Below are 21514 nucleotides of genomic sequence, written 5' to 3'. Positions count from 1 at the left end.
CCAGCACAGTCGGCGGCGCCGCGGTCGGGCGCGCACTGGACACGGGCCGGTGACCCGCTGGTTCCGCGTGCCGCCCGGCCGTAGCCATGCTCGTAGATATTTCTACGGCCCGGAAGGGGTGGCGCGGTCTGGCGTTTGGGTCGGACATGGCCCGGTCGGAAAGGGGCACCTGTGGGTGCCGTCCCGTAAGGCCGCGATCAACTTCGTGCTTGGCCGGTACGCAGCAGGAGGCCGTCGGGGCGGGTCTCCGCCCCCATCGGCCGCCCTCACGGCTGTCACCAGCGGGGGAGCTTCAGCTCGTACTCCGGCTGGAACCGCCGCATGTAGCCGGTGTCGTCCCGGCTGCGCATCCCGGAGTCGACGTACCTCCGGTGCAGGCGCTCCAGCCGGTCGTGGTCGAGCTCGACCCCCAGGCCCGGGCCGGTGGGCACCCTGACCTCGCCGTCGCGCAACTCCAGCACTCCGGGGACGATCACGTCGTCCGCCGAGTTCCAGGGGTAGTGCGTGTCGCAGGAGTGGTCGAGGTTGGGGATGGCCGCGGCGACATGGGTCATGGCGGCGAGGCTGATGCCCAGGTGCGAGTTGGAGTGCATCGACAGGGCGAGTCCGAACGCCTCGCACACGGCGGCCAGTTCACGGGTGCGCCGCAGACCGCCCCAGTAGTGGTGGTCGGTGAGCAGCACCTGGATCGCGTCGTGCTCCACGGCCGGCTTCAGATGCTCCCAGGCGATCACGCACATGTTGGTCGCGAGCGGCATGGGGGAGTCCTTCGCCACCTCCGCCATGCCCTCGATGCCCTTGGTGGGGTCCTCCAAGTACTCCAGGACACCGTCGAGTTCCCTGGCGACGTACTTCGACGTCCCGACCGTCCACGCCACGTTCGGGTCCAGCCGCAGCGGCTGCCCGGGGAAGGCGTCCGCCAGGGCCCGCATCGCGGCGATCTCCTCGTCGGGCGGGAAGACGCCGCCCTTGAGCTTGAACGACCGGAAGCCGTAGCGCTCCTGCATCAGCCGGGCCTGCTCGACGATCCCGGCCGGATCGAGGGCCTCGCCCCAGTCGTCGCCGACCGCCGCACGTCCGTCGAGCTCCGGGTGCTCGGCCCACTTGTAGAAGAGGTAGGCGGCGAACGGCACCGCCTCACGGACCCTGCCGCCCAGCAGGTCGCTGACCGGACGGCCGAGGAGCTTGCCCTGCGCGTCGAGACAGGCCACCTCGACCGCCGAGGTGGTCCAGCCGCGCTCGTGGGAGCTCGGCACGGCCGGCAGCAGCGCCGCGTCGATCGCGGCCGACACGGCGGTGGTGTCGAAGACGTCCATGCCTGCGACGACCTGCGCGGCCGCGTGCAGCCGCTCCAGCCGGGCCGCACCGCCCGGCGACTCCCCGAGCCCCACCGTGCCGTCTTCCAGTACCAGTTGGAGGATGATCCTCAGGGCGAGCGGCTCGTGCACGCCGTTGGAGTTGAGCAGCGGCGGGTCGCCGAAGGCGATCGGGGTGACGATCAGCTCGCGGATGCGTGTGGCGCTCATGCGGCGGCCACCTCCAGTCCGTGGTCGAGCAGTTTCGCGAGCCGGGCGAGGTGCTCCGGCGTCGGGTCGAGCAGCGGCGCCCGTACGCCGCCGACGTCCAGGCCGCGCAGGGTCACTCCCGCCTTGACGAGCGACACGGCGTACCCGGGGACCTCGTCGCGCAGGGCGACCAGCGGGCCGTAGAACTCGTCGAGGAGCCGGGAGACCAGGGCGTCGTCGCCGTCGGCGAGCGCCCGGTGGAAGGCCAGGGCGATCTCCGGGGCGAAGGCGAACACCGCCGAGGAGTACAGCTCCACGCCGACGCCCCGGTAGGCGGGCGCGGTCATCTCGGCGGTGGGCAGGCCGTTGAAGAACTGGAAATCCTCCGTGCCCGGCACGGCACGCACCGCGCGCACGATCCGGTGCATCCGCTCGATGTCCCCGATGCCGTCCTTCAGGCCGACCACCCCGGGCAGGGCGGCGATCCCGGCGGCCGTCTCCGCGGTGAGCCGGGCGGTACCCCGCTGGTAGAAGACGACGGGCAGGTCCGTGGCCGCGGTGACCTCCTCGACGTACCGCACGAGGCCCTGCTGAGGGGCGCTGACGAGGTACGGCGGGAGCAGCAGGATGCCGTCGGCGCCCGCGCGTTCGACGCGGGCGGCCTGGTCCCGGGCGACCGGGGCGGGACCGCCGGCCGCCGCCAGGACCGGCACCCGTCCGGCCGTGGTGCGCACGGCGACCCGGGTGGCCCGCTCGATCTCCTCGGCCGACAAAGCGTGGAACTCACCGGTGCCGCAGGCGACGAACACGCCTCCCGCGCCCGCGGCGACCCCCGACTCGATGTGCTGGGCCAGCCGTTCCTCGTCCAGTGAACCGTCCGCCGCGAACGGCGTGACCGGGAAGAACAGCACTCCGTGGAACTTCATGTCTCCCTCATACGTGGGGGGTTGTCAGCCCTTGGTGGCCCCGGCGGCGATGCCGGTGACCAGCGAGCGCTGGAGGAGCAGATAGACGATCAGGCTGGGGACGAGGGCGATGACCGCACCGGCCAGGACCACCCCGGAGCCGACCTCGGGGTCGGTGCGCAGAATGGACAGGGCGACGGTCACCGTGTAGTCGGTGGGGTCCTTGGCGGCGATCAGGGGCAGCAGGTACTGGTCCCAGATCATGATGAAGCCGAGCACCCCGGCGACACCGAGCGCGGGCTTGCACAGCGGCAGGACGACCTGCCACAGCATGCGCAGCTCGCCGACGCCGTCGATGCGGGCGGCCTCCTCGATCTCGGCGGGGATGTCCTTCATGAACTCCGTCAGCAGCATCACGGAGAACCCCCAGGCGCCGAGCGGCAGGATCACGCCCCAGACGGTTCCCTTCAGGTCGACGCCGACCACGGGCACATGCCCGAGGACCAGGGACAGCGGGATGGCGATGACCTCCTCCGGGAGCATCATCGTCAGCATGAACAGGGTCAGGATCAGCGCCTGCCCGCGGAACTTGTGCCGGGCCAGCGCGTACGCGGCCAGCGTGCACACGGCGAGCTGGAGCAGCAGTCCGCCGCCCGCGATGACCAGGGAGTTGCCGAAGTAGTCCCAGATGCCGCGCTCGCCCGCGACCCGGAAGTTCAGCAGGGTCGGGTGGTGCGGGAGGAACGACAGGGTCGAACCGCTGGCCTTCTCGCTGAAGGAGCCGGAGAAGATCGTCAGGAACGGTGCCGCGAAGACGCCCAGAGCGAGCAGGCAGAGCAGGACGCGCAACGCCCAGGCGGGGCCCGGCCGGTCGCTCCAGCCGAGGGCCGTGTCGAAGCGGGCGGGGGTGGTGCGCTGTTTCCCGGCGGACTTGCGCGCGGCAGTGGTGCTCACCGGAGTCCGGACGGGGTCGATGGCGGGGGCGCTCATCTCACGTCTCCCCTCTTGCGGAGGTAGTTGACCGTGACGGTGAGCAGCAGCGTCACGCAGAGCAGGACCACGGAGGCGGCAGAGGCGCCGCCGATGTCGTTACGGGTGAAGCCGAGGGTGTACGCGCGGGTCATCCACACGTCGGTGGAACCGGCCGGACCGCCGCCGGTGAGGACGTAGACCTCGGTGAAGACGCGCAGTCCGCGGATGGCGGCGAGGGTGAGGACGATGCCGAGGGCGGGCCGGATCGCCGGCAGCGTGATGTGCCGCAGCCGCTGCCACAGTGAGACGCCGTCCATCGCGGCGGCCTCGTACAGCGACCGGTCCACGCCCGCCAGCCCGGCGAGGATGATCACCATGTTGTACGGGGCGAGCATCCATATGCCCATGGCCATCGTCGCCCACAGCGCGGTGTCGGGGTTGTCGAGGTAGGGCACCGGCCCGAGCCCCAGGAGTCCGAGACCGCTGTTGATCAGGCCGTCCGAGGTCGGGTAGTACATCAGCCGCCACATCTCGCCGACCACCGCGGTCGCGGTGACCACGGGCAGGAACACGGCGGTGCGGATGAGCTTCAGTGAACGGGCCTGACCCTCCAGCAGCAGCGCCAGCGCGGATCCGACGAGGATCCCGCCGAGGGACATCCCGACCCCGAGGAGCAGGGTGTGGCCGATGGCGTCCTGGAAGCGGTGGTCGGTCAGGACCCGCGTGTAGTTGTCGAGGCCGACCCACCGGTCACCGAGGAAGGGGCGCACCTCGAAGAAGCTGAGCCAGACGCCCTTGCCCATCGGCAGGAACTTGAAGACGAGGGCCAGCAGCAGCCCCGGGGCGAGGAACAGCCAGGGCAGGACGGCCTTCTTGCTGATGATCCGGGCTCTGCGCGGCCCGGGTGTCGTGACGGTCGCGCTCATTTCAACAGGTCCTGGTCCTTGAGGTCACCGGCGAGGGTGTCGTTGAGTTCCTTCAGGCCGGAGCCGACGTCGCTGCCGCAGTAGGTGAAGATCGCGTTGAGCGCGTCGGCGGTGTCCTGCTTGATCGGGGCGAAGTTCGGCGCGTTGGGGAACTGCACGGAGGCGGTCTCGTACGCCTTCTGCACCACGCTCCAGCGGGGGTCGTCGCGCACCTTCGCGGCGTCGAGCGTGGAGTTGACCGGGATGCGTACGACGGGCTGGTGGTCGCCGGTCATGGCGAGTTCCTGGCCCTCGGGGGAGACGAGGAACGCGGCGAGCGTCTGCTCCTGCTTCGCCTTGCCGGTCCTGGCGCCGAAGTAGATGTTCTCGCCGTCGGCCAGCACGTCGTTGTTGCCGACCGGGCCCGAGGGGGCCGGCAGCACCTCGTACTTGTCCTTGCCGAGCGCCTTGTCGAACGTGGAGATGTTGTACGGGCCGGTGAGGTACATCCCGGCGTTGTCGTCCTGGAAGTTGGTGGTGTTCGCGGTGACGGAGGTCAGGGCGCTGGGCTGGATGACACCGTTGTCGCCGCAGAAGAGGTTCTTCTTCATCCAGCTGACGGTGTGCAGGGCCGCCGCCGAGTCCATGGCGGGCCGGTAGCCCGACCCCTCCTTCCGGATGATCTGCACACCGCCCTGCCACAGATAGCTGGCGCCCCACCAGGCGACGTAACCGTTCTGCGCGCTGCCCGGGACGACCATGCCGTACGTGTTCTTCCTGCCGTCCCCGTCGGGGTCGCGGGTGGCGAAGGCCTTGGCGAGGGCGAGGGTGTCCTGCCAGGTCTTCGGCTGCGGCAGGCCGAGCTTCTCGCGCCAGTCCTTGCGGACGAACAGCGTCATGGCCTGCCGGGAGTACGGGACGCCGTAGTGCCTGCCGTCGAGGCCGACGGTGGACGACCAGGACTTGGCGGTGATCTCGTCGTGTCCGGATATCGAGGCCGGGGTGATCGGCTCGAGCAGGCCCTGGGCCTGGTAGCTGCCCATCAGGGCCGTGTCGTTGATCATGACGTCCGGCAGGTCCTTGACGGACGCGCGGCTCTGCAGCTGCTGGTCGAAGTTCATGACCGGCTTGTAGTCGATCCTGATGCCGGTCTTCTCCGTGAAGGCGGCGAACACGCGGTCGTAGGTCTGGGCGGACTCCGGGTCGCTCCGGGTCCACACCTCCAGGGTGTTCGGGTCACCGGCCCGGGCGCTGCCTGCGCCGGAGCCGCAGGCGGCCGTTCCGAGCAGGAGCCCCGAGACGGCGAAGGTGGCAGCCAGGCGGTGCACGCGGCGGAGCCGCATGGCGATACAGCGTCGGCGATCCCGCATGGATGGTTCTCCGTTCATATCCGTGAACCCGCTTCACGAATCTAAATGATCGGCCAAGTTACGGATCGCTTCAACGTCATGTCAATACATGGCCGAAAGATTTCACCGACACCGCACGAGGCCCGGGAACACCGAGGAAATGGCGACGGCCCCCACCGGATCATCCGGTGGGGGCCGTCCGAAAAGGAGGGGCGCTCAGGTCAGGCCGGGCGCTCGGCGTTCTTCTTCTTGATCCGCTCCGCTTCCTTGCGGACCTCCGCCTGGGTGGCGCGTTCCCGCTCCAGCCACTGGGGGTCTTCCTTCTTCAGGGCCTCGATCTGCTCGGTGGTGAGGGGCTCGGTGACGCCGGCGCGCGCGAGGCCCGCGATGGAGACGCCGAGCTTCGCGGCGACCACCGGCCGGGGATGCGGGCCGTTGCGCCGCAGGTCTTGCAGCCACTGCGGCGGGTTCGCCTGGAGCTCGTTCAGCTCGGCGCGCGAGACGACATGTTCCCGGAAATCGGCGGGGGTGGCCTCTAGGTACACACCCAGCTTCTTCGCCGCGGTCGCGGGCTTCATCGTCTGGGTGTTCTGGTGCGACGTCATGGACCCCAGGGTAACGAGCATGTGCACGGCCCCTGACCACGGCCGGTAACCTGGCGAGGTGACAGGCTCGGATGCAACCCCCTCGTTCCGGCTCGCCTACGTTCCCGGGGTGATGCCCGACAAATGGGTGCGCATCTGGAACGAGCGGCAGCCCGGCGTCCCGCTGACCCTCACGCAGGTGCCCGCCGGGGCGGTGGCCGAGCGGCTGCTGGGCGGCGACGCCGACGCGGGCCTCGTCCGCACCCCCGTGGACCGCTCGGTCTTCAGCGCGATCCCCCTCTACACCGAGCAGACCGTCGTCGTGGTGCCCAAGGACCACCTGGTCACCGCCGTCGACGAGGTGGATCCGGAGGACCTGTCCGACGACATCGTGCTGCACCCGCTCGACGACGTCCTCGACTGGGGGAGCCTGCCCGGCAGGCCCGCACTGGAGCGCCCCGCGACCACCGCCGACGCCGTCGAACTCGTCGCGGCGGGCATCGGCGTCCTCGTCGTCCCGCTGTCGCTCGCCCGCCTGCATCACCGCAAGGACCTCACCCACCGGCCCCTCACGGAAGCCCCCGAGTCGAGCGTGGCCCTGGCCTGGCCCGAGGACGCGAAGACGGACCTGGTCGAGGACTTCATCGGCATCGTCCGCGGCCGCACGGTCAACAGCACCCGGGGCCGTCAGCAGCCCCCGGCGCGGGGCGAGTCCACGAACGCGGACCGGGGCGGCGCCCGACGGAAGCCGGCGCCCGGGAAGCCGGCGGCCGGGAAGTCCGCCGGGGCGAAGCGCACCGGGAAGAGCGGGCGTGGCGCCCCCAAGAACGACCGCCGCGGCAAGCCCCGCCGCCGTTCATAGGACCGGGGGCCGCGAACGATCCGCGACCCCCGGGAACGTCGTACCCGGCTCAGCCGGCCGACGGAGACGGTGCCGGTGCCCCGTAGGACGGGTTGGGGGCGACCGTCTGGAAGTCCTTCAGTTCCTCGGGGATCGGCAGGACGCGGACCGGCGCACCCTGCTGCGGCGGCGGCGGTGTCGTCTGATCCTGGGGCAGCTTGGGCGGGGCGGTGATCTGGAAGCTGACCTGCTCCTGATTGATCAGGCCGGTCTTCTCCAGAACGGTGATGTGGTCGAGAACGGTGTCGTTGGTGGTGTCGGCGAGCTCCCGTACCAGGCTGTTCCGGGTGGTCGCCCGGATCTTGGCGATCGCCGGGAAGATGCCGCCGTGCGCGACACGCATGACCGTCACGGCCGTGGACTCGAACTCCTTGCCCGTGCTGCCCTCGGCCGTCGCCACGAACTGCTGCTGCTGCGGGGACGCCTCGTTCGGCAGGGTGATGCCCATGTCCGTGGCGATCTTGCGGCAGCCCGCGTCGAGCCGGCCATGCCCCACGAGCAGATGCTTGGCGACCTCCTGCATCTCCGGCGCTGTGCTCCGCTCCTTGATCAGCTGCGCCATCGGGTACTCCCACAGGCCGGCCGCGCGCACACGGACCACGAAGTCGCGGTCGGCCTCGGTCAGCGGACCCCACTGGGTGTTGGCGATGATGCGGTCCTGGCCGGAAGCCGCGTTCTGCACGCCCAGCATGCTGGGATAGGCGAGCGCGGTCAGCGTAAGGACCAGCGCGCCGCCCACGAACGCGGTTCCTGCCGTGCTGCGCGAGATGCGCATCGTGCCTCCTGGGATATGAACGGCCCAACACCAAGAGGTACGGACGCCAGGGCCGAAACAATCATCCCTGCCGCAAAAAAGTTCGGCCGGATACGGCGTCCGCTCGAACGCCGCGCCCGGTCCGGCCGGTCAGGCGTTCAGGGCCGGTACGGAGCCCCCTCAGCCGTCGCCACCACTTGGCCCCGTCCGCCCTTCTCAACAGCCCGGCCGACACCCATGCGCGTTCGGCATCTCGAAACATGCGCGTCGGGTCGGCCAGACGTCATGCGTGCGCTGAAGGGCGTCAACGCTGTGGGCAGGATGGGCCTTCAGTGCCGATCAGGCCGGGGCACACGGGCCAGGGCGGCTCTGATGGTCACGGCGGGGTCGGGGACGGGGATGCCGAGGTCGTTGAGCAGGGAGACGATGTGCCTGATGCCGGTGCGTTTGCGGAGGGCCGTCTTGACCAGGTATTCGAGCGGAAAGTGTTCGGCCTCGGGGACTTCGCCCGCGTCCAGCTCTTCCGCTCGGATGAGCCGCAGGGCCTCGCTGAAGGAGAGGCCCTTGGGGAGGCTGTCGTGGGACGTCGGGATGTTGCAGGCGTGCAGACGCTTCGCGATCGTCGTGGGCAGGGCCCCCAACTCCCGTGCCGCCAACAGGATGTGACTGAACGGCACTGCTGTGTCCGTCTCCGTGTACCACCAGTTGACCGGGCTGCTCTCGCGCAGCAGCTCCCGGTCCAGCGGGGTGGGCCGGCGGGGGACCTCCAGAGGTGCGTCGAACCCGTAGGCACGCAGGCGGTGAATTTTGTAGCGGAGGTCGGCGAGGTCCTCGACGCCGCTGAAGACGTCTCCGTAGGACAGCGGCCCCGGCGGGACGAGGCACTCGCCGTACACCTGGTCGTCAAGGGCCCAGAGGTCATCCGTCGTGGCATCCGCCGGAAAGGTTTCCGGCGGGTCGACCCCGAGCGTGGCCAGCTTGTACAGGACTTCCGCCGGTTCCAGTTCCAGTTCTTCCGCCGCACGAAGGACCAGACCCGGTGGCGTCGGCCGCAGGGGGTCCAGCCAGGGCGGCCTTCCGTTCACATTCAGGCTCAGCAGTACGACGGTCTCTGCCGTGGGGTGGTCCGGCAGGTGGCCGGATTCGGCGCGGAGGCCCTGGGCTGCGAGCCGTCGGCACACTTCCGGCACGGAGAGACCGGACCGGAGACTTGCATACGCCAAGTGCCCTGGGGGGACCGCCACACCCGGGTCCAGGCAGCCTTCCGTCACTCTGTCCGGGTCGAGCCAGAGCAGGTCGTCCTTCTCCGCGGCCTTGCACAGCGCCACCACGCTGTTCGGTACCACGCTCCCGAAACGCCGCAGAAGTTCGGCCGTTGCGTCGATACTGTCGTTCGCGCGTGCCACCACCTCCATCAGGTCTTCGGTGGACAGAGGTTCCTTCCTGCCCACAATGCTTTTGCCGTAGAGCGGCCGGAAGGCACCGCTGTTCGCCCTTGTGAATTGTGCATCGGACGACCAGGACCGGGGATCGGCTTCCGGGTAGCCCAACGCGGCCAGTCGCATGGCTACGTCGCGTGAGGTGCACTGGAGGGTTTCGGCGACTTCGGCGAGGTTCCAGTAGTTGTTCGGAGGGTTGCTGTGCCAGCTGTGTGATTGGCGGCTCATCAGCAACCACTGATCGGACGGCCGGGGCCGCCTGACGGGGCGGGTGTCGTCCGCCTCCGGGCACACCTCGACCAGCTTCCGCAGAGCCCGCGCGGAACGGCGGGCGAGGACTCGCCAGAGGAACACGTGGTCCGGTGCGTAACCGCCGACGTCACTCCATGCGGCGGTGCTGTATCGCCCCTCGTCACGAGGATCGTGTGGCACGAGAGAGAAGTCGGCCGGAAAGTACCCGACGTCCGGGTCGCCGAACTTCACGCCTCTGAAGGCGAGTTCTTTACCACGGTCGGAGAGCGCCTCGGCCACGACATCGGCCAGAACCGCGCTCCCGCCGGCCACGTGGGAGAGCCAGGGGAACCCCGGCACGTCGTCGTCGCCCTCCGCGAGGACGCTGCCGGCCTTCTCCACCAGCTCCCTCACCGGCACGCTCACATCGTCCAGCACGTGCCGCCGGTCCACCGAGAGCTTCGCCGGGGACCACGGGCCGCGCAGGTTCACCACCACTCCGGTCAGCCCGGGACCCGACGCCGAGATGACCCCTTTGCGTACCGTCGGCTCGACGACCAGCCCGTCGACGAGCAGCGCTCCGCCCTCCTCGCACCAGACGACCTGTGCGCCCCTTCCGTCCCCGGACCAGGCCAGCAGGCTTCCGTGCGCGTTCAGCCCGGTGTCCGTGAGACCGGACTTCTCCCGCTCCTTCAGCCGCCCCGGCTCCCACGAGCTGCTCAGTACCCCCTTCCTCGCCGTCGTGGGGAACTCCGCGATCGCGAGCACCCGTTCCAGAACGTCGATCACGGACCAGCTCGCCGGCTCGATGTCGGGCCGCAGGTACAGCCTGACCCGGGTCCCGGGCTCGCGTCCGCGTGCGGCCTTGTGCACGATCCTGAAGAGGTGGCCCGGCCCGCAGATGGACACCTCGTGGACGGGACCGGGAACGCCGTCGGCGTCCATGCGGCAGGTGGTGACCCGGATCTCCTCGGCGAGCATGAAGTAGCTCAGCACACCGATCCCGAACCGGCTGTTCGGATACAGCGTCACCGGCGGATCCAGGGACTCCCAGCGGGCCCGCTCCAGTTTGAACTCCAGTTGCTCGGCGAAGCGCGCGCCGGCGTGGGAGAACACACCGCGCAGCTCGGCCTCGCCCATGCCGATGCCGTCGTCCTGGCACTCCAGATACGCCCGGCCGTCGTCGTCGGTGTCCTGCGTGAAGGAAATGCGGCCGGTGTACGGCGTGCCCGACGGTTCCGTCGTGCGGTCGAGGTACTCCTGCCTGGCGCGCCGGTAGCGGCAGGCGTCGAGCGCGTTCTGGTACAGCTCCCGCACGGCCAGGTCGCGGTCCTTGTACAACTCGATCCCCATCGCCAGATCGAGGACCCGGCGGCCGTCGCTCCGGAACCTCGCATACCCGTCGAAGGTGCCGCGGCTGGGGACCACGCCGTCGGCGGAAAGCCGGGTGGGGAGGTCGGGCATGGGCTGGTTGACCCGTTCCCTGGCGGTGCGCCGTATCGCGTGCAGCATGGCGTCGGCACGGGCCGTGTACTCGCGCAGACCCTCGACGACCGCCTCGTGGTGGCATTCGGCGCGGAGCACCGGCAGGTCGCGCGGGCCTCCCCAGTGTGCCTCCGCGAGGGTCCGGCGCAGCAGGGGCAGATCCACCGGATACGGGATGGCGAGGTGCTCGGCGACGATGTCGGGCAAGGCCGTCGTCTCGACGGACATGCCGTAGGCGAGGGCGACCAGGAGGCCGACGCGCTGGAAGCGGATCTGCTGGTGACCGGGTCCGCTGCGGACCCGGTCGTCGGCGGGCAGCAGATTCAGGAACTCGGGGTGACAGACGTCGGGACCTCGCCGGAGGCCGTGCAGCAGCACGGTCACCCGGTCGGCGGCGAGCGCCGCGCCCAGCTCCACAGCCGAGTCGCCCAACTCCGCCAGGAGCGTGTGGACGGAACCGGTGTCCGAGAACTCCCCGTGCTGGGCGAGACGGCGATGGCAGAGCCACCAGCCCACGAGCGGCTCCGCCTCCGGGTCCCGCAGAGCCCGCTGGACGAGCGCCTCACTCTCCTCGGTGAAGACCTCGAACGCCTGCCTGTCCGGGTCGGCGGCCCCCGCCGGCCGCAGGGACCAGGGACGGACCTGCGCGAGCCGTACCGCCCGCCGCAGGTAGTGGACCCGGTGAAGGAAAGGGAACAGGACGAGCAGGGACGCCTCGGCCGGATACAGGTCGAGGCCCTTCGTCCCGTCCTCGGGCGGCTCGCCGAGCAGCCATTCGACGTGGTCCAGGAACGTGGTCGCGATTCGGGAGTCGCACCAGGGGTCCTGCTCCAGCGACCGTTCCAGTTCGTCGCGCATGCGGGCGAGCCGGGCCGCGAGGGCGCCGACGTGCCGCCGGTGGTGGCCGGTGTCGCGGCCCTGCGGCACGTGCCGCCAGACGCAGGAGTCGCCGACCCGTCGCTCCCATGCGTCCACGGCGGCGGATGCGGGCGAGGGCCCCGTCGGCGGGAGGGCCGTGTGCACGTGCAGTGCCCCGATCGACCCGGCCTGGACGACCGTGCCCGCCACCGTGTCACCGCCGACGACGTTGCGGGTGCCACCCTCCGCCAATGTGCCGCTCCCCTCTGGCGCTTCCGAAGAATCTACGAGGAGCGCAGCCCGGGTGCGGCCGGTTTCGGGTGATTGAGCAACCGCTGGTCAGCGTCTCGCCGAGGCCGGGGGGAATGCGTCGTACGGCTGCCCGCCGAGCTACCCTGCACGGCACAGCCAGTCGAACGCCGCCTGCGCCGTGAACTCCTTCTGGCCGCCCCGCAGCAGCAGGCCGGCGGTCGTGAACTCCGGTGCGTCCACCTGCGCCGGCACGTACGGGATCGCGATGCACCGCATGCCGGCCGCGTGCGCGGCGGCGGCACCCGGGGCGGCGTCCTCCAGGACGACACAGCCGGACGGGGGCGCGCCGAGCCTGCGGGCCGCCTCCAGGAAGACGTCGGGAGCCGGCTTCCCGTGCGCGACCTCGTCGGCGGAGACCACGGTGTGCAGATGTGCGTCCAGCCCGGTTCCGGTCAGCACCGCGGCGATGGCCTCCGGGGACGAGCCGGAGGCCACGGCCATGGGCACGCCCTCGGCCGCCAGTAGTTCGACGAACGTGCGCATCTCGGGGTAGGCGCGGGTGGCGCTGCGGGCCAGCTCCAGGTAGCGGCTGTTCTTGGCGGCGAGCAGGTCGTCCACCGAGGCCGGCAGGCCGTAGCGGTCCTTCCAGTCCGCGACCGTCTCCTGCGTGCTGATCCCGACGTACCGCTCGTGGTCCGCCCAGGTGAAGTCCGCGACGCCGTACGTGGCGAGTGTCTGGCGGCCCGCCTCGTAGTAGTTCGGCTCGCTGTCCACGAGTGTTCCGTCAAGATCGAAGATGACCGATATACCGCGGAGCTTGCTCATGGGGTCATGCTCTCAAAGATCATCCACGAGCCGACCGCCCGATCGACTCCACCAGCGGCAGCATCCGGTGGGACACGCGCTCGCGCAGGGCGACCTCGGTACGGGTGCGCACCACCCCGGGCATGCTGATCAGCTTCTGGACGACGTCCTCCAGGTGCGCGTTGTCCCGAGCCACCACCCGGGCCAGCAGATCGCCGCCGCCCGTGATCGAGAACGCCTCGACGATCTCCGGCACGGCCGCCAGCGCGTCGCCCACCTCGTCGAGATGGCCCTGGGTGACCTCGACGTGCACGAACGCCAGCACCGGATGGCCGAGCGCGGCGGGGGAGAGGGCCGGAGCCGTGCCGGTGATCACGCCGTCGCGCTCCAGCCGGTCCAGCCGCGCCTGCAGTGTGCCGCGGGCGACGCCGAGGATCCGGGCGTACTCGCGCACACTCGTGCGCGGCTGCTCCAGCAGCAGGCGCAGGATGCGGGTGTCGAGCTGGTCCACGGGCACGGGGCGTCCTCCTCGTCCGTTGGCTCTGCCGCGGCCGTCTCCCGACCGCTCTGTCTGTACCAATGGACCAGTGTAGGAGGAGCCGGTTGAGCCAGTGGCCCCCGGGATGCTGATATGGGTGCGTCGATGGCGCTGCGGATCCCGCGGCGTCTTTTTCATGCGTACTCATGGCCGGTGTGGCGAAAGGGGCGGTAAGCGGTGCTGAAGAGGGTGTTCATGGCTCCGGATCCGGGGCGGACGCGGTTGCGGTTCGCAGCGCGCGCCGTGCTCGGCATCGCGCTCGCGGTCGCCCTGTGCGGCCTCGCCGGGCACTCCCTCACGGGCACCGTCACCGGCGGTCTCGCCGCCCTGCTCGCCCTGTTCACCGTCACTGACGCGACGGTCCGCGGCCAGGCCGTCACGACCGCGCTGCTGCCCGCCGTCGGCCTGCCCGTCCTCACCGCCGCGGCCGAGCTGCACGACCACCCGGTGGCGCGGGACCTCACCTTCCTCGCCGTGGTCGGCGCGGGCGTCTACGTGCGGCGCTGGGGTCCGCGCGGGCACAGCCTCGGCGTGTTCGCGTTCATGACCTTCTTCGTGGCGCAGTTCCTGCACGCCACCACCGACCAGCTGCCCCAGCTGTACGCCGCGGTCCTGCTGTCCGTCCTCGCCGCCGCCGCGGTGCGCTTCGGCCTGTGGTGCTACGAGCGGCGCCTTCCTGCGCCCGCCGCCCCCGCCCCGCCGGGCGGCACCGGTCTGGCCCGGGTCACCACCCGCCAGGCGATCCAGGCGACCGCCGGAGCCGGCTTCGCCCTCGTCGTGGGCCAGCTGGTGTCCGGGCAGCGCTGGTACTGGGCCGTCGGCGCCACCTGGTGGATCTTCGTCAACACCACCTCGCGCGGCGAGACCCTGGTCCGCGGCTTCCGGCGGCTGCTCGGCACGGTCATCGGCATCGGCCTCGGCCTGCTCGTGGCCCTGCCGGTGCACGGCGATCCCGCCGTCACGGCCGCCCTCGCCGCCGTCTGCGTCTTCGGCATCTTCTACACGGCCGCCCTGTCCTACACGTGGATGATGCTCTGGGTCACCCTCCTCGCCGGACTGCTCTACGGCCTTCTGGGAGTGCTCGGCCCGGAGCTGCTCGCCCTGCGGCTCGCCGAGACCGGTGTCGGGGCACTCGGCGCCGCGCTCGCCGTGATCCTCGTCCTGCCCGTCACCACCCACAGCATCACCGACGCCTGGATCCGGCGGGCCCTGCGCTGTGTGCACGCCTGCGCCGTCGAGACCGCCCGGCGGCTCGCCGGCGCGGCCGACGCCGACCCCGCCCCGCGGGTGGCGGAGCTGGAGCAGCTCCTCGCCCGGGTACGGCTCTCGGTCGCCCCGCTCGTGCACCCGCTGAACCCGATGCGCGGCCGCAAGCGCCGTGCCCGGCACGTCCTGGACCTCCTCGACGACTGTGCCCGGGAGATCCGTGGCCTGGTGGCCGTCGCCGCCGACCCGGAGGCCTCCCACGACACCCGCCTGGCCACGGCCTGCCGACGGGTGGAGGCAGCTGTCGAAGCCCTCACCGAGGGCAGGGACATCGCGCTCCACACGGACGGGCTGCCCCAAGCGGAACCGGCCCTGGCCCACCTGCACGGCCTGGAACGAGCCCTGACCGAACTGGCCCGCCCCCTGCGTACGCCGTCTGGTTCGCCGCTGGTCGGGGCCTGACGGGGACCTGCCGGGGCCACATCGGAGCCCGTGGACCGGACCCGGCTGCGGCAGCGGGGGCCGGGCCGCGCCGACCGAGCCCGCGCCCCCGAGGCCGGCCAGGGTCCGACCGGCCGAACCACCCCTTGACCGCTTGGTCTAGACCTTGAATGATCGGCTGCGCGGTCCTTCCGGACGGCACGGGCGAGAGGGGACAGCGGTGGCGGACGGCAGGCGACGGGCGTTCATCGGGTCGTTCACGGCGGCCGGCGGCCCCGGGATCGTGACCGCGGAGGCCGACCCCGGCACCGGCGCGCTGACCGTGCTGAGCAGCGTGCAAGCCGTCCCGGACCCCTCCTACCTGGCCCTCGCCCCAGACGGGGAAACGCTGTACGCGGTCAGTGAGACGGCCGAGGGTACGGTGGCCGCCTACCGGGTGTCGGGGGACAAGCCCGAGCCGGCCGGGCGGCCCGTGCCGGTCGGCGGCAGCGGACCGACCCACCTCAGCCTGTTCGCGGGGCACGTCCTGACCGCCAACTACGGCTCCGGCAGTGTCACCGCGGTCCCCGTCCGCCCCGACGGCACCCTCGCACGGTCCGCATCCGGCGTGCTCCGGCACACCGGCGCCGGGCCGCACACGCCCCGCCAGCAGGGGCCGCACGCCCACCAGGTACAGCCCGACCCGAGCGGCCGCTGGGCCGTCAGCGTGGACCTCGGCACGGACTCGGTGCGGGTGTGCACGCTGGTGGACGGCGCCCTGACCTTGTACCGGGAGACCGCCCTGCGCCCCGGCTCGGGCCCGCGCCACCTGGCCTTCCACCCCGACGGCACACACGCCTACGTCGTCAACGAACTGAGCCCCTCCGTGACCGTGTGCCGCTGGGACGCGGCGGACGGCGTCCTGACGCCGCTGTCCGAGACCCCGGTCCTGCCCGGCGCACCGGCGAGCGACGCCTATCCCTCGGGCATCGTCACCTCGCCCGACGGACGCTTCGTGTGGACCGCCACCCGCGGCGAGGACGTCCTGTCCGTGCTCGCCGTGCAGGGCGAAGAGATGCGGCTCGTCACCACGGTGCACTCCGGCGGCCACTGGCCCCGCGCCCTGGCCGCCTGCGACGGCTTCCTGTACGCCGCCAACGAGCGCTCCGGCGACGTGACCTGGTTCGCGGTCGACCCGCTCACGGGCGTCCCCCGACGAGGCGGCTCGATCCGGGTGGCGGCGGCGTCGTGCGTGGCTCTCGCCTGAGCAGGACGTACCGCAACACCCACCCGACGTCGAAGGCCCGCTCCGAACCGGAGCGGGCCTTCTCGGTGTCTCGCGCAGCGCCGCGCGTCAGCGCACCGGCGTGCTCTGCGCCTGCTGCGGGGCGATACCCAGCGCCGTCGTGTACTTGGCCAGGGCGAGCTTGCCGATCGCCGGGTACGCGCCGAGCGACTCGGCGGCGGAGCAGCCCGCCTCCTTCGCGGCCTCCTCGATCAGGCCCTGCTCGATCTCCGGGCCGATCAGATACGGCGCGAGCGCCAGCTGCTGCGAGCCGGAGGAGCGCAGCTGCTCGGCGACGGACGCGATGGAGCCCTCCTGGTCCAGGGCCGCGGCCATCACCGGCACGGCGAGGCGCGCGGCCAGCAGCATGCCCGTGATCCCGGCCGCCTGCACGGCCTCGTCACCGCCCACGGACGCCAGGACGATGCCGTCCGCGGCGGTCGCCACGGTGAACAGCCGCGCACGGTCCGCACGGGCCAGACCGGCCTCGGAGAGCCGCACGTGCAGCGCCTCGGCGAGCAGCGGGTGCGGGCCGAGGACGTCGGTCAGCTCGGCGGCGACCCGGCTCTCCATGAGGGCCTGGCGGACCTGGCGCAGCAGCGCGCTGTCCGGGCCGGCGAGAAGCGGCACGACGACGGCGACGGGGCCGTCGGGCATCTTGACGTCCATGCCGGCGGCGCGGGCCTGCTCGAAGCGGGCCGTGCGCTCCTCGGCGGCGTGCACGAGCACGGCCTGCAGTGTGGGGAACTCCGCGTTGTCCCCGTCGAGGTATCCGATGCGGGCATCGAGGCCGGGCAGCTCGGAGCGGGCGATGCTCACGACCTCTTCGGCGAGGCTGCGCGTGGCGCTACTGGGCGTCCCCGGCACGGCGAGGACGAGCGCCGGCGCGCCCTCGGGAGCAACCAGCGGCTCGGGACGGCGGTGCCGTCCGGGCTGGCGGGGGCGCGGCATTCGTACGGGCAGGCCATCCGCGGGCCCAGTGGGGGAACTCATGGCGCCGCATGTTACTGGCTTCTTGGGTTCCCCTGTTCGGGGAGGGTGCAGGTGAGCGGTATCCATCCTGTTTTGTCTGATGTGTTACGTACCGATGGGATGTGATCGGATCAATCACCCGGCCGGGTGGTCACGGACAGCAGGGCCACGTCACCCGGCAGCGTGAGCGAACCCGTGCTCAGGTCCGTCGCGATACGCACCGCGCCGTGCAGCGGATCGCCCTCGGCCGGCACCCGCCGGACCTGCGGGAGCCGCCGCGTCAGTTCCTCGTCCAGCGGCCCGAGCAGTGGGTCACCGAGCTTGAACAGGCCGCCGGTGACGGCGACAAGCGGCTCACCGCCCGAGGGGCACACGGCCGCCGCGGAGTCGGCCATGTGCCGGGCGGCTTCCCGCAGGATGCCCGCGGCGACGGGGTCCTCGCCGGCGCAGGCGGCCACGCGGGGTGCGAAGGAGGCGAGTACGGCGGGCCGGTCGGGGCGGGGATACAGCGCGCCGGGCAGCCCGGCGGCGGGCCCGAACACCTCCTCGGCACAGGCCAGCAGCCGGGCCGAGCCGCCCTCGCGCCCGTCGTGGGCGCGCAGCGCGGCCTCCAGGCCGGCCCGCCCGATCCAGGCGCCGCTCCCGCAGTCGCCGAGCAGATGCCCCCAGCCGTCCGCACGTCGCCAGCCGGTCAGGTCGGTACCCACGGCGATCAGTCCCGTGCCGCCGGCGATCACGGCACCGGGCAGCGTCCCGAGCGCGCCCACGTAGGCGGTCACGGCGTCGGCGGCCAGGGCGACCCTGCGCACGCCCCACTCCCGCGCCAGGGCTCCCGGCAGTTCGGCGCGCAGCCCGGCACCCAGGGTGGCCAGGCCGGCGGCGCCGACGGCGACGGTGGTCAGCGGCACCGCTCCCGCCTCGGCCGTCAAGGCACGCACCAGCGGCACGAGTTGCGCCATGAAGTGCCCGGGATCGATGCCGCGGCCGCCCGTGCGGACCGGCTCACCGGACGCCCGCCGGGCCAGCGGCCCCTGCTCGGCGGTCCCCAGCACGGCCCGGAGCCCGGAGCCGCCGGAATCCACGGCGAGGAACCCGGCCTCCTCCGACGCCTTGCTCACGGCAGGCGCCAGTCCACCGGCTGGCCGCCCTGGCGGATCAGCAGGTCGTTGGCCCGGCTGAACGGGCGGGAGCCGAAGAAGCCGCGGTCGGCCGACATGGGGGAGGGGTGGGCGGACTCGACGGAGGGCAGGTCGCCGAGGAGCGGACGCAGATTGCGCGCGTCACGGCCCCACAGGATGGACACCAGCGGCTTGCCACGCGCCGCCAGGGCCCGGATGGCCTGTTCCGTGACCTCCTCCCAGCCCTTGCCGCGGTGGGCGGCGGGCCTGCGCGGGGCGGTGGTCAGGGCCCTGTTGAGCAACAGCACGCCCTGCTGGGTCCACGGCGTGAGGTCACCGTTGGACGGCTGGGGGAGCCCCAGGTCGGCGTTCAGCTCGCGGTAGATGTTGATGAGGCTGCCGGGCAGCGGCCGCACCTCGGGCGCGACCGAGAACGACAGCCCCACGGCGTGCCCCGGGGTGGGGTAGGGGTCCTGACCGACGATCAGGACCCGCACGTCGTCGAACGGCTGCTGGAAGGCCCGCAGGACGTTCGGCCCGGCGGGGAGGTAGGTGCGTCCCGCGGCGATCTCCGCGCGGAGGAAGTCCCCCATCGCGGCGATGCGTTCGGCCACCGGTTCCAGGGCCTTCGCCCAGCCCGCTTCGACGATTTCATGCAAGGGTCGTGGTGCCACGGGCGTCACCCTACTGCCGTGCGGGCAGCGGCGATCAACCGGTGGCCAACGCCTGTGCGCACCCTTCCCCCCCCCCGGGCCGTGTCCGCGCCTCAGCCGACGAGCGCGGCCCGCACGCACAGCACGTCCGGCAGGTGCGCGGCGAGCTGCTGCCAGCTGTCGCCGTCGTCCGCCGACGCGAACACCTCGCCGTTGCGGTTGCCGAAGTAGACGCCCGCCGGGTCGGCGTCGTCCGTGCACATCGCGTCGCGCAGCACCGTGCCGTAGTGGTCCTCCTGGGGCAGGCCCGCCGAGAGCGGCTCCCAGCTCTTGCCCGCGTCCGCCGTACGGTAGACCCGGCACCGGCGGTCCGCCGGGACGCGGTCGGCGTCGGCGTTGATCGGGAACACGTACGCCGTGTCGCCCCTGTGCGGATGCGCCACCGCCGCGAAGCCGAAGGTGGACGGCAGGCCCTCGCCGATGTCCGTCCAGTGCGCGCCCGCGTCGTCGCTGCGGTACACCCCCCAGTGGTTCTGCAGGTACAGCCGGTCCGGGGTGGCGGCGTCCCGCGCGACCTTGTGCACGCACTGGCCGAACTCCGGGTTCGGGTCGGGCAGGAACACCGCGGACACACCCGAGTTGGAGGGGGTCCAGCTCGCGCCGCCGTCCAGCGTGCGGAACACGCCGGCGGTCGAGACGGCGACCGTCACCGCCCGCGGGTCGCGCGCGTCGGTGAGCACGGTGTGCAGACCCTCACCGCCACCGCCCGGCACCCACTTCGACCGCGTGGGGTGCTCCCACAGGGGCCGGACCAGCTCGAAGGTCTCCCCGCGGTCCTCCGAGCGGTACAGCGCGGCCGGTTCCGTCCCCGCGTACACCACGTCCGGCTCGGCGGCGGCCGGGTGCAGCTGCCACACCCGCTCCAGGGACGCCCCGGTGTCCTGGGGGAACTTGACCGCCGGGCTGGCCGGTTCGGTCCAGGTGCGGCCCAGGTCGTCGGAGTGGAACACGGACGGGCCCCAGTGCGAGCTGTCGCCGCCCACCAGCAGCCGCGGGGCCCCGGCCCGGGTGTCGATGGCGACCGAGTACACGGCCTGCGCGTTGAAGTAGGGGCTCTCGTCGAACTCCCAGGCGCCACCCCCTCGCCTGCGCCCGATGAACAGGCCTTTGCGCGTGCCCACGGCGAGCAGTACCTCGGTCATGCCGATCACCTCCGCGGCGTCTCCGTCGACGCCTTCGTCCCGGACATCGGCCAGTCTGCACCCGGCCACTGACAGTCACCCCCGGGCCGTGCTCCGCCGCAGGTCAGCGGGGTGTCGGCGGCGAGGGGTGCGGGAGCCGCCCGGGCCCCTCCAGCGGGGCGCCGACGGGTGCGGGGACCGTGGGGACCGTCACGCAGGGTAGGTGCAGTGAGCATCCGGGCGCCGCCGTCCGTATGGGGAGGGCGGCGAGATGTCGTGGGCTCGTGAGGAGGAGGCCTTCGATGGCGTTACGTGGTCCGAGGGTGTGGCTGTGGCGCTGGCGGCGCAATCCGCTCAAGCGCCGCGCCGACAGGGTGGAGGCCTGGGTCCTCCTGGGCGTGTGGACGCTCACCGTGCTCGCCGGGGTGATGGCCGGGACGGCGGTGAGCCGTTCCGTGGCGGACGGACTGGCCCGGGAACGCGTCGAGTGGCGCCCCCTCGTGGCGCGGCTCGCCGAGCGCGCTCCGGGGACGGCCTCTGAGAACGGCCATGTGTCCCGCGCGCAGACGGTGTGGGCGACGGCACGGTGGACGGCCGCGGACGGGTCCGAGCACTCCGGCCAGCTGAGGGTCCCGGCGGGCAGTGCCGCCGGGGCGGCCGTCACCGTGTGGACCGACCCCGAGGGCCGCCAGGTCACCCGGCCCGTCACCGAGTCCCAGGCTCGCGTGCGGGCGCTTCTGATCGGCGGCGTGGCAGGCCTGTGCGGCGCGGCCGCACCCCTGATCGCCGGCCGTGCCCTGCGCAGCCGCCTGGAGTGCCGCCGGATCGACCAGTGGGACGCGGAGTGGGCCCGCTTCGGCCCGATGTGGGGGCGTACGACGGGGTGAGGCGGGGCCCTATCGGTGCGCCCGCCCGGTCAGCGCCTCCCGGCACTCCCGCAGCAACCCCAGGTCCTCGCGGATGCCCTGGCCGCCGGAGTCGGGGCGATGCCGCCGGGGAGCGGCGAGCTCCGCCCGGAGCACGTCGTGCAGGGGAGTTCCGGCCGGTCCCAGTGCCGAGAGGTTCACGGCGATCGTTCTACGGATGCGCGGGTGTTGCGCCCACGTCGAGCGGAGGAGGGGGAGGAACCCTTCCGGTTCCCCTGTGGTGCGCCACACCGCGCACGCCGCCGTGGCCCGCGCCCACGGGTCCCCGGAG

18 protein-coding genes and 1 pseudogene are annotated in these 21514 nt (G+C 72.0%); 4 read left to right on the top strand and 15 right to left on the bottom strand.

Annotation, left to right across the window (positions count from 1 at the left end):
- Positions 1–275 precede the first annotated feature (275 nt).
- The 6 genes from GTY56_RS37140 to GTY56_RS37115 all read right to left on the bottom strand — a co-directional run bounded on the left by GTY56_RS37140 (position 276) and on the right by GTY56_RS37115 (position 6241).
- Positions 276–1526, bottom strand: a complete 1251-nt coding sequence (locus tag GTY56_RS37140; RefSeq protein WP_161369667.1) for a glucarate dehydratase family protein — start codon at positions 1524–1526, stop codon at positions 276–278.
- Complete coding sequence (locus GTY56_RS37135; RefSeq protein WP_161369666.1) at positions 1523–2431, bottom strand: 5-dehydro-4-deoxyglucarate dehydratase; 909 nt, start codon at positions 2429–2431, stop codon at positions 1523–1525. Before GTY56_RS37135 ends, GTY56_RS37140 begins: the two co-directional genes overlap by 4 nt.
- A 24-nt stretch (positions 2432–2455) precedes the next feature.
- On the bottom strand, positions 2456–3400 hold the full coding sequence (locus GTY56_RS37130) for a carbohydrate ABC transporter permease (protein WP_161369665.1): 945 nt from the start codon (positions 3398–3400) through the stop codon (positions 2456–2458).
- Entirely contained in the window at positions 3397–4308 is a 912-nt protein-coding gene (locus tag GTY56_RS37125) for a carbohydrate ABC transporter permease (protein WP_161369664.1), read from the bottom strand. Before GTY56_RS37125 ends, GTY56_RS37130 begins: the two co-directional genes overlap by 4 nt.
- Complete coding sequence (locus GTY56_RS37120) at positions 4305–5657, bottom strand: ABC transporter substrate-binding protein (protein WP_237525203.1); 1353 nt, start codon at positions 5655–5657, stop codon at positions 4305–4307. The genes GTY56_RS37125 and GTY56_RS37120 overlap by 4 nt, the downstream gene beginning before the upstream one ends.
- Positions 5658–5857: 200 nt before the next feature.
- On the bottom strand, positions 5858–6241 hold the full coding sequence (locus GTY56_RS37115; protein WP_202511236.1) for a DUF5997 family protein: 384 nt from the start codon (positions 6239–6241) through the stop codon (positions 5858–5860).
- A gap of 58 nt (positions 6242–6299) precedes the next feature.
- Between GTY56_RS37115 and GTY56_RS37110 the strand changes: the two genes are divergently transcribed.
- On the top strand, positions 6300–7082 hold the full coding sequence (locus tag GTY56_RS37110) for a LysR substrate-binding domain-containing protein (RefSeq protein WP_161369662.1): 783 nt from the start codon (positions 6300–6302) through the stop codon (positions 7080–7082).
- Positions 7083–7131: 49 nt separating this feature from the next.
- Here the strand turns inward: GTY56_RS37110 and GTY56_RS37105 are convergent, their stop codons facing one another.
- From GTY56_RS37105 to GTY56_RS37090, 4 genes are all read right to left on the bottom strand, one after another.
- Positions 7132–7896, bottom strand: a complete 765-nt coding sequence (locus GTY56_RS37105; protein ID WP_161369661.1) for a DUF4142 domain-containing protein — start codon at positions 7894–7896, stop codon at positions 7132–7134.
- Between the two features lie 308 nt (positions 7897–8204).
- Entirely contained in the window at positions 8205–12140 is a 3936-nt protein-coding gene (locus GTY56_RS37100) for a wHTH domain-containing protein (protein WP_161369660.1), read from the bottom strand.
- A 138-nt stretch (positions 12141–12278) separates the two neighbouring features.
- Complete coding sequence (locus GTY56_RS37095; RefSeq protein WP_161369659.1) at positions 12279–12965, bottom strand: HAD family hydrolase; 687 nt, start codon at positions 12963–12965, stop codon at positions 12279–12281.
- 19 nt (positions 12966–12984) lie between these two features.
- Positions 12985–13461 carry an Lrp/AsnC ligand binding domain-containing protein gene (locus GTY56_RS37090; RefSeq protein ID WP_161369658.1) on the bottom strand — a complete coding sequence of 159 codons (477 nt, stop codon included), beginning with the start codon at positions 13459–13461 and terminating at the stop codon, positions 12985–12987.
- A gap of 198 nt (positions 13462–13659) precedes the next feature.
- Here GTY56_RS37090 and GTY56_RS37085 point away from each other — a divergent pair, with 198 nt between their 5' ends.
- Together GTY56_RS37085 and GTY56_RS37080 are read left to right on the top strand one after the other, a co-directional pair.
- Complete coding sequence (locus tag GTY56_RS37085; RefSeq protein ID WP_161369657.1) at positions 13660–15150, top strand: FUSC family protein; 1491 nt, start codon at positions 13660–13662, stop codon at positions 15148–15150.
- 199 nt (positions 15151–15349) lie between these two features.
- Positions 15350–16375, top strand: a complete 1026-nt coding sequence (locus GTY56_RS37080) for a beta-propeller fold lactonase family protein (RefSeq protein ID WP_161369656.1) — start codon at positions 15350–15352, stop codon at positions 16373–16375.
- Between the two features lie 87 nt (positions 16376–16462).
- On the opposite strand, the gene GTY56_RS37075 is transcribed toward GTY56_RS37080, so the two are convergent.
- From GTY56_RS37075 to GTY56_RS37060, 4 genes are all read right to left on the bottom strand, one after another.
- Positions 16463–17386: a sirohydrochlorin chelatase gene (locus GTY56_RS37075; RefSeq protein WP_033307137.1), complete on the bottom strand. Its 924-nt coding sequence runs from the start codon at positions 17384–17386 to the stop codon at positions 16463–16465.
- A 110-nt stretch (positions 17387–17496) separates the two neighbouring features.
- On the bottom strand, positions 17497–18483 hold the full coding sequence (locus tag GTY56_RS37070; RefSeq protein WP_161369655.1) for a BadF/BadG/BcrA/BcrD ATPase family protein: 987 nt from the start codon (positions 18481–18483) through the stop codon (positions 17497–17499).
- Positions 18480–19157 (bottom strand): uracil-DNA glycosylase, encoded by a 678-nt coding sequence (locus tag GTY56_RS37065; protein WP_161369654.1) that lies wholly within the window; start codon positions 19155–19157, stop codon positions 18480–18482. The genes GTY56_RS37070 and GTY56_RS37065 overlap by 4 nt, the downstream gene beginning before the upstream one ends.
- 92 nt (positions 19158–19249) lie before the next feature.
- Positions 19250–20407 (bottom strand): beta propeller repeat protein, encoded by a 1158-nt coding sequence (locus GTY56_RS37060; protein WP_161369653.1) that lies wholly within the window; start codon positions 20405–20407, stop codon positions 19250–19252.
- 212 nt (positions 20408–20619) lie between these two features.
- Here GTY56_RS37060 and GTY56_RS37055 point away from each other — a divergent pair, with 212 nt between their 5' ends.
- Entirely contained in the window at positions 20620–21204 is a 585-nt protein-coding gene (locus GTY56_RS37055; protein WP_161369652.1) for an Rv1733c family protein, read from the top strand.
- Between the two features lie 9 nt (positions 21205–21213).
- Here GTY56_RS37055 and GTY56_RS40995 read toward each other — a convergent pair.
- A pseudogene (locus tag GTY56_RS40995) lies at positions 21214–21514 on the bottom strand (HEAT repeat domain-containing protein); the annotation flags it as partial.

Source organism: Streptomyces sp. SID5643 (assembly GCF_009872555.1).
Taxonomy (GTDB): domain Bacteria; phylum Actinomycetota; class Actinomycetes; order Streptomycetales; family Streptomycetaceae; genus Streptomyces; species Streptomyces iakyrus.
Note: the sequence above shows the minus strand (reverse complement) of the source record. Positions and strands in the feature narration are given on the sequence as shown.

Excerpts from the sequence above, each read along its gene's own strand:
- GTY56_RS37140 (WP_161369667.1), bottom strand. The coding sequence starts at position 1,526 with ATGAGCGCCACACGCATCCGCGAGCTGATCGTCACCCCGATCGCCTTC.
- GTY56_RS37135 (WP_161369666.1), bottom strand. The coding sequence starts at position 2,431 with ATGAAGTTCCACGGAGTGCTGTTCTTCCCGGTCACGCCGTTCGCGGCG.
- GTY56_RS37130 (WP_161369665.1), bottom strand. The coding sequence starts at position 3,400 with ATGAGCGCCCCCGCCATCGACCCCGTCCGGACTCCGGTGAGCACCACT.
- GTY56_RS37125 (WP_161369664.1), bottom strand. The coding sequence starts at position 4,308 with ATGAGCGCGACCGTCACGACACCCGGGCCGCGCAGAGCCCGGATCATC.
- GTY56_RS37120 (WP_237525203.1), bottom strand. The coding sequence starts at position 5,657 with ATGCGGGATCGCCGACGCTGTATCGCCATGCGGCTCCGCCGCGTGCAC.
- GTY56_RS37115 (WP_202511236.1), bottom strand. The coding sequence starts at position 6,241 with ATGACGTCGCACCAGAACACCCAGACGATGAAGCCCGCGACCGCGGCG.
- GTY56_RS37105 (WP_161369661.1), bottom strand. The coding sequence starts at position 7,896 with ATGCGCATCTCGCGCAGCACGGCAGGAACCGCGTTCGTGGGCGGCGCG.
- GTY56_RS37095 (WP_161369659.1), bottom strand. The coding sequence starts at position 12,965 with ATGAGCAAGCTCCGCGGTATATCGGTCATCTTCGATCTTGACGGAACA.
- GTY56_RS37075 (WP_033307137.1), bottom strand. The coding sequence starts at position 17,386 with ATGAGTTCCCCCACTGGGCCCGCGGATGGCCTGCCCGTACGAATGCCG.
- GTY56_RS37055 (WP_161369652.1), top strand. The coding sequence starts at position 20,620 with ATGGCGTTACGTGGTCCGAGGGTGTGGCTGTGGCGCTGGCGGCGCAAT.